This is a genomic window from Virgibacillus natechei (assembly GCF_026013645.1).
Classification (GTDB): Bacteria; Bacillota; Bacilli; order Bacillales; family Amphibacillaceae; genus Virgibacillus_L; species Virgibacillus_L natechei.
On the sequence record NZ_CP110224.1, the window covers coordinates 2,843,624 to 2,857,757 of the forward strand.

The 14,134-nt window shown below is 38.7% G+C and carries 12 protein-coding genes and 1 pseudogene; 2 read left to right on the forward strand and 11 right to left on the reverse strand.

The genetic code is table 11. The features are described from left to right. Positions 1-356 precede the first annotated feature (356 nt). The 3 genes from OLD84_RS14610 to OLD84_RS14620 all read right to left on the reverse strand — a co-directional run bounded on the left by OLD84_RS14610 (position 357) and on the right by OLD84_RS14620 (position 2,877). Positions 357-1,022: a VOC family protein gene (locus tag OLD84_RS14610; protein WP_209464736.1), complete on the reverse strand. Its 666-nt coding sequence runs from the start codon at positions 1,020-1,022 to the stop codon at positions 357-359. Next, positions 1,006-1,950, reverse strand: a complete 945-nt coding sequence (locus tag OLD84_RS14615) for a ketopantoate reductase family protein (RefSeq protein WP_209464721.1) — start codon at positions 1,948-1,950, stop codon at positions 1,006-1,008. Before OLD84_RS14615 ends, OLD84_RS14610 begins: the two co-directional genes overlap by 17 nt. 405 nt (positions 1,951-2,355) lie before the next feature. Continuing rightward, complete coding sequence (locus tag OLD84_RS14620) at positions 2,356-2,877, reverse strand: aldehyde dehydrogenase family protein (RefSeq protein WP_209464735.1); 522 nt, start codon at positions 2,875-2,877, stop codon at positions 2,356-2,358. Positions 2,878-3,077: 200 nt separating this feature from the next. On the opposite strand from OLD84_RS14620, the pseudogene OLD84_RS14625 reads away from it, so the two are divergent. Further along, positions 3,078-4,271 (forward strand): annotated as a pseudogene (locus OLD84_RS14625) (transposase). A 251-nt stretch (positions 4,272-4,522) separates the two neighbouring features. Here OLD84_RS14625 and OLD84_RS14630 read toward each other — a convergent pair. The 7 genes from OLD84_RS14630 to OLD84_RS14660 form a co-directional block, all read right to left on the reverse strand. Then, a complete protein-coding gene (locus OLD84_RS14630) occupies positions 4,523-5,992 on the reverse strand; it encodes an aldehyde dehydrogenase family protein (protein ID WP_209464720.1) in 1,470 nt (489 codons plus the stop codon). 97 nt (positions 5,993-6,089) lie between these two features. Beyond that, positions 6,090-6,227, reverse strand: a complete 138-nt coding sequence (locus OLD84_RS14635; protein WP_245301709.1) for a hypothetical protein — start codon at positions 6,225-6,227, stop codon at positions 6,090-6,092. Between the two features lie 684 nt (positions 6,228-6,911). Then, the gene (locus tag OLD84_RS14640) at positions 6,912-7,907 is read right to left on the reverse strand and encodes a catechol 2,3-dioxygenase (RefSeq protein WP_209464719.1); all 996 of its coding nucleotides are present in this window, start codon (positions 7,905-7,907) and stop codon (positions 6,912-6,914) included. A 320-nt stretch (positions 7,908-8,227) separates the two neighbouring features. After that, the gene (locus OLD84_RS14645; protein WP_209464299.1) at positions 8,228-8,419 is read right to left on the reverse strand and encodes a 4-oxalocrotonate tautomerase; all 192 of its coding nucleotides are present in this window, start codon (positions 8,417-8,419) and stop codon (positions 8,228-8,230) included. A gap of 107 nt (positions 8,420-8,526) precedes the next feature. Beyond that, complete coding sequence (locus OLD84_RS14650) at positions 8,527-9,312, reverse strand: 2-keto-4-pentenoate hydratase (protein WP_209464718.1); 786 nt, start codon at positions 9,310-9,312, stop codon at positions 8,527-8,529. Positions 9,313-9,325: 13 nt separating this feature from the next. Continuing rightward, a complete protein-coding gene (locus OLD84_RS14655; RefSeq protein ID WP_209464717.1) occupies positions 9,326-10,120 on the reverse strand; it encodes a 2-keto-4-pentenoate hydratase in 795 nt (264 codons plus the stop codon). 11 nt (positions 10,121-10,131) lie between these two features. Next, entirely contained in the window at positions 10,132-11,589 is a 1,458-nt protein-coding gene (locus OLD84_RS14660) for an aldehyde dehydrogenase (protein ID WP_264917218.1), read from the reverse strand. Between the two features lie 300 nt (positions 11,590-11,889). On the opposite strand from OLD84_RS14660, the gene OLD84_RS14665 reads away from it, so the two are divergent. After that, positions 11,890-12,681 carry an IclR family transcriptional regulator gene (locus tag OLD84_RS14665; protein WP_245301656.1) on the forward strand — a complete coding sequence of 264 codons (792 nt, stop codon included), beginning with the start codon at positions 11,890-11,892 and terminating at the stop codon, positions 12,679-12,681. A 411-nt stretch (positions 12,682-13,092) separates the two neighbouring features. Here the strand turns inward: OLD84_RS14665 and OLD84_RS14670 are convergent, their stop codons facing one another. Beyond that, a complete protein-coding gene (locus OLD84_RS14670; protein WP_209464221.1) occupies positions 13,093-14,067 on the reverse strand; it encodes an NAD(P)H-dependent flavin oxidoreductase in 975 nt (324 codons plus the stop codon). Between the last annotated feature and the right edge of the window lie 67 nt (positions 14,068-14,134).

The window sequence follows — 14,134 nt, forward strand, 5'->3', positions numbered from 1 at the left end:
ATAAAAGAATTTATGCGTTAATAGAGATTAAAGACTTTGTTAGAAATTATTTCAACACAATGGACAATGGAAAAGGCTTTCTTTCTAAGTTTATTTAGAAAGAAAGCCTTTTATTAGCCCTTGTTCAATTCTTCCAAATAAAAGAGCACACTACACATCATCTATCATTGTTTATATACTTTCTAACATGTTCTTGTATTTGTCTGTCATATCTAAACTATTCTGTTGTTGGAATGGAGCAATCTGCTTACTAGCTTTTACCTTTTCATCCTTTTTACTTAACACGTTTATAACGCCTAGCAGTTAGCAGGATGTTCTAGTACAGCTACACCAGCTCTTAATGTGTCAAAAAGGTTTTATTTAATGGTTTGTTTTACAGGTTGCACACTTGGAGTCCCGTAATTATAAAAACTTTCCGGAAGTCTTGGTTCGAACCATATCGAGCTTTTTTCAAGGTCTGATTTATTGGAAACATCCCATACAACTGTTTCCCAATCCGGATCAAAGATGAGATACCCCGAATCTCCAAAAAGCTCTATACGATTACCACCAGGTTCGTAAATATATAAAAAATATGCTTGGGTCGTCCCATGTTTACCAGGCCCCATCTCGATTTCAATCCCGTAATCGGCACAAAGATCTGCAATGTCAAACAAATGCTGCGGATATCCGTACCAAAAAGCCACGTGATGAAGTCGACCCTTTTGTCCGGAGGCATCACGTACCATGGCAATTTCATGAACGAGATTGGACACACTTAACCATGCCCCTATTTGAGTTTTTTCTTCACCCAGTTTTAATTCTCTCAGATTGAAGCCGAGTTCATTTTGCAAGAAATTTTGATTGGGCTCAACATCGGAAGCCATGATGTTGACATGATCAAGACGTCGTGTCGGTACTCCTCTTAAAGGGCGTTTTTGAGGGCGATTTTTTAGTAAGCTCTTTTCCCTCGAGGGAACGTTACAGTACTCAACATCCCATAAGATTTCAAATAGGTTCTTTAGTTTATTCAGTATCTGTATTTAGTTTTTGCATATTATACGTATTTTCAATTGTACAGATTAAGTCATACAATGCCTCAGTATATGGAACCTCCATATTTACTTCTTGAGCCTTTTTAACAATTCCACCGTTAATAAATTCATTTTCTGTTTTTCTTTTATTAATAATATCTGCAGACATGGATGTAAAATGGTCTTTATGAAATTCAATTGATTCTGTTAAACTATTTATTACTGTTTCCTCTGAAGCAGCTACGCCGTGAGCATTTGCAACTGCAACAGCTTCTTTTGCAATTGTATAAGCAAGATATTTCCCTTGTTCTGTAACAGCCATTCCCCCACATGGTATTCTGCACACAGCTGTGGTTGCATTAATTGCAGCATTAAAAGCAACTTTTTCCCAAATAGATACCATTACATCTGGAGCAATTTGACTATTTAGACCTGCATCTTGAAGTGCGTCATTAATGATATACAGCATTTTATTTTCTTCGCCATTTGCGGACATAATTTTTGTATATCCTGAACCATGTGAACTGATATGTCCTATTCCCTTGACATCACTTGGATAATTTGTAACCCCGGCAATAATATGATCGTGTGGAACATATTCACTGATTAATTCGATATTCCCTAATCCATTTTGAAGAGTTAGCACATGAGTGTCTTTACCCAAGAATTTTTTTGCCGACTCTAAAGCAGATCTTGAATAGATTGCTTTTGTAAGTAAAATGGCCAAATCTACTTCTTCATTTATATCTTCTGCAAATGCAGCCTTGATAGGAATCAAATGATCTCCATCATCACCTTCTAGATATAAACCTTGGTTATTTAGTTTTTCTATAACAGCTGGAACAACATCAACCATCGTAATATCATAACCGTGCAGTGCTAATCTGCTTCCAAAAAGCATTCCCATTGCACCGGAACCAATAACTACTATTTTCACAAAGAACCCTCCTATGTAATAACAATAAAGTTATTTACTCTTGAAGTATCAAACCCGCATAAAACCGTTCTAAATTTAAATCAAACACAAAGATGAATTTTAAGAATAATGGTAGTGAAGTTGTTTAAAAGGTAATATTTAAACAGCTTTATTGTCATTCAACAATATTTTTCTATTTTCATTTTAATAAAGAATGTTTTTGATAAATCATGATAAGTTGATCTAAATTCTGGCTACAGCAACCTGTATCATTTCTTTTCTCATTTGAAGGATCCTGCGTTCTAATTCATCTATCTCTGTAAATATCATACAAATTCCCACAATTACCCATTATCTTCAACTATTCATCTTTTAAACGTCTTTATTTGTTTTGAAACACCTTTATTAAACAACGTTACGCCTATACTAATCCATTTCAAAAAAGATATTTTCTTTCTTCTTTTGAACGGAAATCCATTTTACAGTTGTAAATTCTTCTAAAGCCCATTCGTCATTATAGTGCTCAAGACCTGAAGCCTTTTCGCCGCCAAATGGCATTGTTTCCTCATCCTTTACCGTTTGCTCATTAACATGTGTCATACCACTTTCTACCTTTCTAGCAAATGATATTCCTTTTTCTAAATCAGTTGTAAATACGGCAGAACTTAGTCCAAACTCAGTATCATTTGCTAATTCAAGAGCTTCTTCTTCAGTATCAAAAGAGATAGCGGAAAGGGCCTGTCCGAATATTTCTTCCTTTGCAATCGTAGAATTATTGGTCACATTTGTAAGGACGTAAGGAGTTATTACATTTCCTACCCGTTCTCCTTCTAACGCAACAGTCGCTCCTTCTTTCTTTGCTGTTTCAATTAAATTCTGAATTCTTTTTATCTGTTTTTCATTAATAACAGGTCCATTGATAACATCTTCAAAATGCTCCTTGTATATTTTATCTTACTCTAAATACAACTTTAATCATTTTGTAGAAAGGTCAGTCAAATCATTAATGAACTATTCATTGGAATGAATTTCATAATCCCTATCCCTTGTGCCCCAATGGGTTTGAGACATAAAAAAGGAAGTACCTCCCCAAATCTTGTATAATGGTAGTTAACACACAACCAAAAAAGATTGGAAGAATACTTCCTATGACCATTATACGACAACCAAGCTTATTTGGCATCCAAGAACTTTATGAGATGGAACCTACCCAACGTTATGATCGATTATTTCTGCGATAGACTTGGATGCTATCTACCATGAAATAACAAAAAATCACGACTTGGTGCACCATAGAACTAAATTATTCAGCAATGATTATTTCTATCTTTGTACGAATTGTGGAGCGTATCCCAACCATTAAAGACCACATTAAGCGTCTGAATGATGATTTGGTATTTAAACTAAATTGTGGGTTTCTTGTGTCTGACCATACTCCCTCTGAAGCTGCCTATTCTCGTCTATTAACCAAGCTTAGTGACTCTAACGTTTTAGAGAAAGTACAAGGAAGAGCGTGATCAATGGTTAGTTGAACAGGCGGAAAAAGAAGCCAATCTTCCCCTTTACAAAAAGAAAATAGAAGCGCAATTAGATGTCCCGTTAGCCAAATTACGTGCTGAAGTTCCTCAACACCCCAAGTGGGGTGTTAAAAGGAACAGTGAAGGGAAAAATGTTTTTTGGTATGGCTACAAAGGTCACTTAGCTGTTAGTACATCAAGTCAATACATTTTACAGTCCCTTTTTTCTTCAGGCAGTCTGAATGACGGAAAGGCAGCAATTCCATTATTAAAGGGTGTTGACGAATGCTTATCTCTTCCATCTTTGCGCTATCAGACCATGGATGCTGGCTATGACTACGATCCGATATACGAGCAAGTACATCGAATGGGAAATCAATCTGTCATCGCTTATAATAAGAAAAATGAAGGGGAGCCCATTGGATTTGATAAACATTTCGCCCCGACCTGTTTTCGAGAGCGAGAGCATTCCTATCGTTATGACAGTTTTGATGCCAAATATGAACATTGAAATATACAAGCCCAAAAGAATGTAGTGAATGTCCCTTAGCTACCGAAGATATCTGCCAAAAAGTTTATAAAGTGAAAATCACAAACGACCTTCGTAGATATACAGCACCAGCTCGTGGATCAAAAGCATCGAAAAACATTTTTAAACGTCGCAGTTCTGTTGAACGCGTAAATGGGTATCTCAAGGAATATTTTCAACTGAATAACGTTTGTTATCGAACTGAAAAACGTGCAAAAGTTCATTTCGACATTGTAACATTAGTTTATAATGCATCAAGATTAGCAAGTGATCGAATTGATTTACTGTTAAACTAGCAACAAGTCGCTTAAGTAATTTTCTTAAAAATAATAATTTAAAATTCTGCAGGTCTGTGTACTTTTAAAAAGAGAAATTATGAAATAGATTCATTGATATAATTTTTTAATTAGATGTTATAGTTGTTTTTACATATGATCCATATTTAAAGTACAAATCCTGGAGTCCATCGTTTTTTGAGTTTATATTTCGTCCAGGTAACCCATTTCCATGTTGAATTATATTAATTTGACTTATAGATAATAAGGCTTTAAAAAGGAAACACACGATCTTCTTTTTGAACAGAAATCCATTTCATCGTTGTAAACTCATCCAGGACCCACTCTCCACCAAATCGACCAATACCCGAATCTTTTACCCCACCGAAAGGAACTGTCGGTTCGTCATTAACGGTTTGATCATTAACGTGAGTCATTCCACTTTCGACTTGTTTGGCGAATTCTTCTCCCCTTGCAAGATCACTAGTGAAAATCGCTGAACTTAATCCGTATTCCGTATCATTTGCTAACTGAATTCCCTCTTCATCAGAATCAAACGGAATTAGAGTAGCAAGAGGACCAAAAATCTCACTTTGGGCAATCGTCATGTCATTGGTCACGTTTGTAAAGACAAATGGGGTAATCACATTACCTGCTCGTTTCCCTTCCAGTGAAACAAGAGCCCCTTCTTTCTTAGCGGTTTCTATCAAACCCATAATAGTTTCAATTTGTTTTTCATTCGCAATTGGACCAATTATATTTTTAGAATCTTTCGGATCCCCATAAGGGAGTTCAGAAGCCCTTTTTGTGAATTTTTCTGCGAATTCATCGTAAATGTCTCGATGAACTAAAATTCGGTTCACAATCATACAAATTTGTCCTTGATGAACGAACTTCCCGAATATTGCTGCATTCACAGCCTGGTCTACATCGGCATCCTTCAACACAACAAACGGGCTATTACCTCCTAATTCCAAAGCCACTCGTTTTAAATGTTTTCCAGCTAATGAGCCAATATGACGGCCAACCTCTGTCGATCCAGTAAAAGATATAAACTTTGGAATCGGATGTTCCACAAAATAATCACCAGTCTCCGAAGAACTAGTTATAATCAAATTAAAAACACCCGCCGGTAACCCTGCCAATTCAAAGACTTTAGCAATCACGCCACCGCCGGTGATCGCAGTTTGCAAAGCAGGTTTGTGAACTACTGCATTCCCTGCCGCAATCGCAGTAACAACAGATCGCATCGATAGATTGAGAGGAAAATTAAACGGACTGATGACGCTCATCACACCAATAGGGAAACGATAAATTCTATTTTCTTTCCCTGGAATAGCAGATGGTTCTGTTTTCGGTTCCATTCTGTGGGGAAACGTTTTCGCTTCATTCATAATATCCAAAGTAAGCTGAACCTCTAGATTTCCTTTCAACACGGTTCCTCCAGCTTCACGTGCAATGATATCAACAATTTCCTTTTTGTTTTCCTCCATAATACGTATAGCTCTTTCCAGGACATCCACTTTTTCTTCTTTGGATGTTATTGCCCATTTTTTCTGGGCTCTTTTTGCCGAGTTATAAGCCTCATCTACATCTTCTTTACTTGCTAGTACAACTTTTGCAAATTCACTATTGTCAAATGGGTCTTCAATCGTCGCAACTTTCCCTGAAGTACCTTCTTTCCATTTCCCACCGATAAATTGTTTGTTTACACCTTCAAAAACTTTTGCCTTTGTTGTCATCCTCGACATTCCTTTCTTTTATTTTATTCGTATACAAAATCAGGCCATTCAATTGGTAAACTTAGTTCGGCCCCATCATGAACCGCTCCCTCTCTTTTCATCCTCTCCCCGATGCCGGTATTTTCATGGATCCTACTGTATCACTTTCCAGTACTCCGGCTCGAAGGACCTGTTCACGCGTATATTTTTCGAGTATCACAGATTCGATCCCTTGAAGATGCAATAGATTTGACAATATTAACCCTCCTTGATTCATTATCCATTTTCATCTTTCTTCTTGTAACACACTCTATTGTTAACGTTTTCAAAGTCATGAAAAAGGATTTATAATTAATTATGCTACATATTTTGTGAAAGAAAAGTCACCAATTCCCCTATGAGCAAAAATTTTTAATTCTTTTAATAATATAGCCTAAAAGCACAATTGATTTGTTCATTTTAATTTCAAAGGGGCGTAAAGACGCCCCTTTCCTCCGGTCTGAGTATTGCAGGTTCTATTTACCAAGAGTTGGGCTAACTTAACAAATTTTACTTTAAATCAAGATTATCTACCTAATTCCTTTGCACTCTTCCCACCAATGCCCCAGTGTGTTTTTAGAATTTCCGTAATGATCACACGTGCATTTTCTTTAGTGCATTCAATGACTCACTAACCGTATCGGCGACATTTTTTATTAATGCATTAATTTTCTCTTGTGTTCAACCTTTCATCATTTGTATATTAACTAGCAGCAAGAACCCCGTCCCTTCAATTTATTCCTAATTCTTAAAGCGATACATCATCTAAACCATTTATATATAGCGCTTACAAACGTAATACTCTAATAACCTAGGCTGACCAGAATCCTCCCTATTCACAAGTCTCGAATTGACATAATATTCTTATGAATAAACATCAGCCTAATCTGTCAACAAGGTTTTATTCAATGGTTTGTTTTACAGGTTGCACACTTGGAGTCCCGTAATTATAAAAACTTTCTGGAAGTCTTGGTCCGAACCATATCGAGCTTTTTTCAAGGTCTGATTTATTGGAAACATCCCATACGACTGTTTCCCAATCCGGATCAAAGATGAGATACCCCGAATCTCCAAAAAGCTCTATACGATTACCACCAGGTTCGTAAATATATAAAAAGTACGCTTGGGTCGTCCCATGTTTACCAGGTCCCATCTCTATTTCTATCCCGTAATCAGCACAAAGATCTGCAATATCAAATAAATGCTGCGGATAACCGTACCAAAAAGCCACGTGATGAAGTCGACCCTTTTGTCCGGTGGCATCGCGAACCATGGCAATTTCATGAACGAGATTGGACACACTTAACCATGCTCCTATTTGGGTTTTTCCTTCACCCAATTTTAATTCCCTCAGATTGAACCCGAGTTCATTCTGTAAAAAATTTTGATTGGGCTCAACATCAGAAGCCATGATGTTAACATGATCAAGACGTCTTGTCGGTACTCCTCTTAAAGGGCGTCTTTGAGGGCGGTTTTTTAATAAGCTTTTTTCTTCCGATGGGGCCTTGTAATAATCAACATCCCACAATAGTTCAAATTGATGCCCATCTGGCGAAAGGAACTGATAAGCAGGTCCATGCCCTCTATCGCCTTCAATCCACCCCTGTCCAACACCAGCTTCCTCCAGGGACATTGCAGATTCTTCCAATGCCTCAGGTGAAGATGTCCTCCAAGCAATGTGACCTAATCCGGCATGTGACGCCTCAGTAACTTTGAGTGAATGATGGTAAAAATCTTCGTATGCTCGCAGATAAACAGATTGCCCTTTACGCTCCGTTTCCGTTAAACCCAAAATTTCCTTAAAAAACCACAATGTTTCCTCCAATTTTGGCGTTAACAGTTCCACGTGTGCTAATTGAGCTACAGGTGGTTTTTCTAATCTAGATCTTGTTCTCATTTTTCGGTCTCCCCTTTTCAGAATAGTAGTTCCCTTCACTATCTTTTTCCCCAGAAGCACTAACCTCTTCGCCAAAGGCTTGGTGCCCCCACTTTATTAGTTGGATAAATTCAAAAATGCAATCGCTTCCAATTAAACTTAAAAAATTAAACAAAAGTTCTATAGAAAGATTAATAATAGTATATAGGTTCAGTTAAGTTATTAAAAGATAACAATTCCTCTATACGGAATCATCAGAAAATTTATTGAATTTTTTAGAACGAGGAAGACCTTCATGAAAGAATCTTCCTCATCTATCTTTCTGTGACCACCCAACCATATTACTTCCCTAATTTCTTTGCTGATGTTCCCCCAATGGCCCAGTGTGTTTTTGGCACCTCATCCACAATGACGCGTACATTTTCTTTTGGTGCATCGAGTGATTCACTAACTGCATTGGTCACATTTTCCATCATTGCCTCAATTTTTTCAGGAGATCTTCCTTCCATAATTTGCACATTGATAAGTGGCACGTATTTCACTCCCTCTATTATTCTTTAATTAGAAAACTTGGCATTCACCAAGCCTTTCGGAGAATGCCTTAGTTGCACTTATGCAAATAGGAAAGTTTTATGGTTTCCTATTTGCCGAAAAAGGATACTTCGCCAAGACCACCATATTTGGCTTGGACAAAATCACCAGGAGACAGTCGAACTGCTGCTGTGATTCCACCGGATAAAATGGGCTGTCCTGCTTTTACTTTTTCTCCCTTTTTGTGGAGCATATTAGCAAGTCTTGCAACTGACTTGGCTGGATGCTCGAGTACAGCGGCACCAGCTCCGAGTGATTGAATTTCTCCGTTAATGGATAACGTTACACCAACGACATCCAATTCTAATTCCTCTGGCTTTCTCAAATACGTTCCAAACACTGCCCCTGCTGCAGAAGTGTTATCCGCAATAACATCTGGCAACGTAAAATTGAAATTTTCATAACGGCTATCAATGATCTCAATAGCTGGAAAAACATATTCCGTAGCTCGTAATACATCAAGCGTCGTAATGCCTGGCCCTTCCAAATCTCTTCCTAAAATAAACCCAATTTCTGGTTCTACTTTTGGATGGATATAATCAGAGATGGCAATGGAATCTCCCTCTTCAACAACCATATTGTCGAATACATAGCCGTATATGGGATCATCCACATCCATTTGTTTCATTTTGGCCTCACTGGTAATCCCCATCTTTGGCCCGATGATTTTATGACCTGCTTCCAATTTTTGACGAATCAGCTCTTCTTGAACGAGATACGACTCCTCAATGGAAAGCTCCGGATATAACTCTGAAGTAATTTTTATTATTTCCCGTTTTTCTTTTTCTGCATTGTGCACATAATTTGCAAGTTCTTTGATTTTATTTTTATCCAAGTCGTTCCCCTCCTTATTCTGCGAATGAAATATGTACGTCACCTATGTCGGCAAACTTTGCATAAAAATGATCCCCAGGCTCTGCTTCCATGGCACCCGATAGTGCTCCAGATAGAATGACCTCACCAGCTTTTAATGTAATCCCGTAGGTTGCTAGTTTATTAGCCAACCAGGCAACGCATTTTGCTGGGTCTCCTAAAGCCGCTGCACCAACACCAGTGTTTTGCAGGACATCATTTTTGTAAAGCACCATTCCCATTTGCTTTAAGTCTACGTCTGCAATTTTTTTGGGGTTTCCACCAAGTACATATAACCCGGATGAAGCATTATCTGCAACCGTATCCGCTAATGTGATTTTCCAATCTTTAATGCGACTGTCTATAATTTCAAGCGCTGGAACCACTGCATCCGTTGCTTTTAATACATCTAATGACGTTACATTTGGTCCAACTAAATCGTCTTTCAAAATAAAGGCAATTTCACCTTCTACTTTTGGCTGCAGGACACGATCTGTTGAAACTGTTCCTCCATTTTCAACGCTCATCTGATCTAATAAATGTCCATAATCTGGTTCACCTACACCTAACGCTTCTTGCATTACTTTAGATGTTAAGCCAATCTTTTTCCCTGTAACCCGTTGCCCGCTATTCACCTTTTGTTCGATCGTGTGTAACTGTACGTAATAAGCGTCATCAACGGAGAGTTCAGGATCCAGCCCTGTAATTGGCTGAACCCCTTCCTTTTTACTCCAAGCATCGGCTAAATGCTTCGCATGACTTACCGTTTTCGTTGTGTATTCGGTTTTCATTTAAGATCCTCCTACATTTTAAGCGTAATATTTGTTAATTCCGAGTAGAAATCAAAACTATGAGCTCCACCTTCGCGGCCAATACCACTATGTTTCATGCCGCCGAATGGTGTGCGTAAATCACGTAGGAACCATGTGTTAACCCAAACGATACCAGCTTCGATTTGTCTACTGAAACCAGTAGCACGCTTGACATTACTCGTCCATAGACTTGCACTTAAACCATAGTGTGTATCATTGACTTGTTCCAGTACTTCTTCTTCTGTATCAAAAGGAACAACGGTTACAACTGGGCCAAAGATTTCTTCGCGTACACATCTTGCATCTTTTCCTAAACCTGTAATAATCGTTGGTTCCACGAAAAAGCCTTTGTCAAATCCTTCAGCAGCCTTACCGCCTGTCAAGAATGTTCCACCTTCTTCTTTCGCAAGATCCAAGTAGCCAAGCACTTTATTATAGTGTTCTTCACTAACTAATGCGCCAACCTTTGTATCTGCATCGAACGGATCACCGACAACTAATTCTTTTGCTTTTGCTGAAAATCGCTCCAGAAATTCATCGTAAATCGGGCGCTCCACATAAATTCTTGAACCACACAGACAAACTTCGCCTTGATTAATGAAACTAGAACGAACGGTTGTCTCAATCATGTCTTCCATGTCAGCATCTGCGAAAATAACGTTTGGATTTTTGCCACCAAGTTCAAAGGACAGTTTTTTCAATGTTGGTGCTGCAGCCTTCATAATTTCAGTTCCTGTTACCGTTTCACCAGTAAAAGCAATCGCATCGACATCTTCATGGGAAGAAAGAGCTGCTCCTGTATCACCAAATCCATGAACCATGTTTACCACACCATCTGGTACACCGGCATCCTTACAAATTTGTCCCAGTATGGTCGCTGTTATTGGTGTCACTTCAGATGGCTTCATCACAGCCGTATTACCCGCCGCAAGCGCTGGAGCCAACTTCCACGTCATAAGAAATAATGGTAAGTTCCATGGATTAATGAGCCCCACAACACCCACTGGACGACGAATAGCATAATGGATAGCTAAATCATCTTGCTCATAAGCTTCTGTTCCTACTGATGTCATATAGTCAGCAAAGAAATAGAAATTATTCGCTGCACGATCGATATCAACATTCGTGGAAAGCCATAATGGTTTGCCTGTATCCAAGGATTCAAGTCTCGCCAATTCATCTTTTCTTTCCAAGATCAAATCACCAATTTTACGAATGATGTTGGAGCGCTTTCGTAAAGGCATATTTGCCCATTCACCTTTGAGTGCTTTTCTGGCAACACTTACTGCCTGATCAACCTCTTCTTTTCCGCCCTCTGCAATATTTCCTAATACCTCTTCTGTTGCTGGATTCACGTTTTCAAACGTTTTTCCATTGGTTGATTGTACATATTCTCCATTAATGAAATGCGAACAATTCATTACATCCTGTTTCGTTTCGGTTTGCATAGAGAAAACCTCCTTGTATTTTTTCGGAAACGTATACATTATTTCCGATGTATATATAAAGTGAATTTTCTGCTGAACGCATTCCTGCTTCATCAGCATATTTTCATTATAAATACGATGCAGAAACTTTAAAAGGTTATAGTTCCTATATGTGCAACAAAATAAAAATTTCTCACAATAATTTTTTATTTGCTCTTTAGAAAGCGATAACAATGGTATATACTTAATATATTATTACAAATTAAACGTTCCATTTTTATGTTCCTTTATACAGAACACATTTTAGAAGAGGTGAATGAAATGGCAAAGAAAAAAAGCGAACCACAGATTCTTTCTTCGGTTACGAATGCATTACGCATTCTAAAAAGTTTTTCTACATTTGAACCAACAAAAAAGGTAGGCGAGCTAGCTGAATCATTAGGTTTAGCGAAAAGTACCGTCAGCCGGCTACTTTCAACACTCGCCAGTGAAGGATTTGTTATAAAAGATCCGGAAACTCAAGCGTATCGTTTAGGGATATCCGTGCTCACGCTTGCAGGAATTGTTACGAACGATTTAGACATTCATAAAGAAGCCGCTCCTGTCCTGCATAAATTAGTAAATGATACAGGTGAAACGACACATTTAGCTGTCATGGACGGCCTTGACACCATTTATATTCATAAAGAGGAATGCTATCATCCTGTTCGTATCTTAACGCACCTTGGGAGAAGGAACCCCTCGTACTGTACGAGTTCAGGAAAAGTTCTACTTGCTTACAGTGACGATCATATTGTAGAAGATATCATTAATAAGGGGTTAGTTTCCTATACAAAGAATAGCATTACCGATCCTGACCTACTTCGAAGTGAACTAGAAATGGTACGCGAAAAAAAGTACGCAGTCAGCACAGAGGAGTTAACAGAAGGAACGAAATCAGTTGCTGCACCCATACGAGATTATACAGGAAAAGTGGTTAGTGCCATTACCGTTGTTGGACCAATCCAGCGCATGAAAGAGTATAAAATACGTGATATAGCAAAAAAAGTTAGCGAAGCAGGAAAAGAAGCCTCCGAACGACTGGGATATGATGAAAGATTTTTTAGCAGATAGAGGGACAGGAACCTTGTCCCCCGCTTGTTCACGCGAGAGCAGGAGGAGTGGGCTTTAATGGGACAACCGGAATTTTTGCGATAAAAAGACCCCTGAACCTCGGGTGTCACTAAAGCTCATGGGGGTCTACCTGTGCTGGGTTGATTGTCCAGAAGAATGAAGTCGCGTCCTCGACTTGACAGTGCTGTCGATCGATCTGGTGCTGTTGGTGCTCGAGCGAGCGGGAGGATGGTTCAATCGAGCATCAGACGTTTCTACTCGAGCGAGAGGAAATTCAACTCGAGCGCCAGGGATAATTTTGAAAACCGTTGCTCGACCTGAGGGTGCTGGTGGCTCGAGCGTGCGAGCAAAAAGACCTCAAAACCTGAGGTCTTTTTGCTTATCAGGGGGACAAGGAACCTGTCCCTATGTCTATGTCCCATCTTTCCCTGCAACCTTAGCTTTTGCCTCATCATACGATACCTGCAGTTCGTCAACTATCTCGGAAACAGTTTGGATCTTATTTATTGAGCCAATACCTTGTCCTGCCCCCCATATATCTTTCCAAGCTTTTGCTTTTGAATCATTTAATTCATTAAAATTTATTTCTTTCTTCTTCTCAAGATTAGCAGGATCCATTCCTGAATGAACGATACTTGGAATAAGATAATTGGCATTCACTCCGCTAAACGCATCCGTATAAATAATATCTTCTATTGAAGAATCAACTGTCATCTCTTTATATGTATCGACTGCGGCACTTTCTATTGCTGGAATAAACCGTGAACCCATATAGGCAAAGTCAGCCCCTAGTACCTCTGTTGCCAGAATGTCTTCACCTTTTGATAGCGCTCCTGCCAATGCGATTGGACCATCCCAAAACTCCCGGACCTCATGCAGGAAAGCGATTGGATTGAGAGTACCAGCATGCCCACCAGCTCCTGCTGATACCAGGACCAAGCCATCTGTTCCTTTTTCAATCGCCTTTTTCGCAAATTTAATATTGATGACATCAGAGAAAACGATGCCGCCATATTCATGTACAACTTCAACAACACTACTTGGATCCCCAAGCGATGTGATCACAATTGGCGGTTGATATTTGCTAATCAGGTTGAGATCTTCCTTATAACGCTTGTTAGAGCGATGTGTTATAAAGTTGATTCCCCACGGCGCGATTTTTTTATGAGGATTTTCTTTTTTTGCTTCTTCTAATTCCGAATTAATCTGCTCCATCCAATCTTCCAAAATATCACCAGTTCGTGCATTCAAAGCTGGAAAAGTTCCAATGATGCCTGACTCGCATCCCCTGATAATCATCTTAGGACTGGAAACTATAAACATTGGTGCCATTATAACTGGGAGATTGATCGAATTTTTTATCTCCGCCATTTTTTCTTTTGACATGTGAATTTCCCCTTTTCACTTTTTTACCATTATATCATTTATTCTGAAATTTCGTTAGGGGCTATCT

Coding starts and splice junctions, on each gene's coding strand:
- OLD84_RS14630 (WP_209464720.1), bottom strand. CDS start 5,992: ATGACAACAAAGGCAAAAGTTTTTGAAGGTGTAAACAAACAATTTATC.
- OLD84_RS14640 (WP_209464719.1), bottom strand. CDS start 7,907: ATGAGAACAAGATCTAGATTAGAAAAACCACCTGTAGCTCAATTAGCA.
- OLD84_RS14655 (WP_209464717.1), bottom strand. CDS start 10,120: ATGAAAACCGAATACACAACGAAAACGGTAAGTCATGCGAAGCATTTA.
- OLD84_RS14660 (WP_264917218.1), bottom strand. CDS start 11,589: ATGCAAACCGAAACGAAACAGGATGTAATGAATTGTTCGCATTTCATT.
- OLD84_RS14665 (WP_245301656.1), top strand. CDS start 11,890: ATGGCAAAGAAAAAAAGCGAACCACAGATTCTTTCTTCGGTTACGAAT.
- OLD84_RS14670 (WP_209464221.1), bottom strand. CDS start 14,067: ATGTCAAAAGAAAAAATGGCGGAGATAAAAAATTCGATCAATCTCCCA.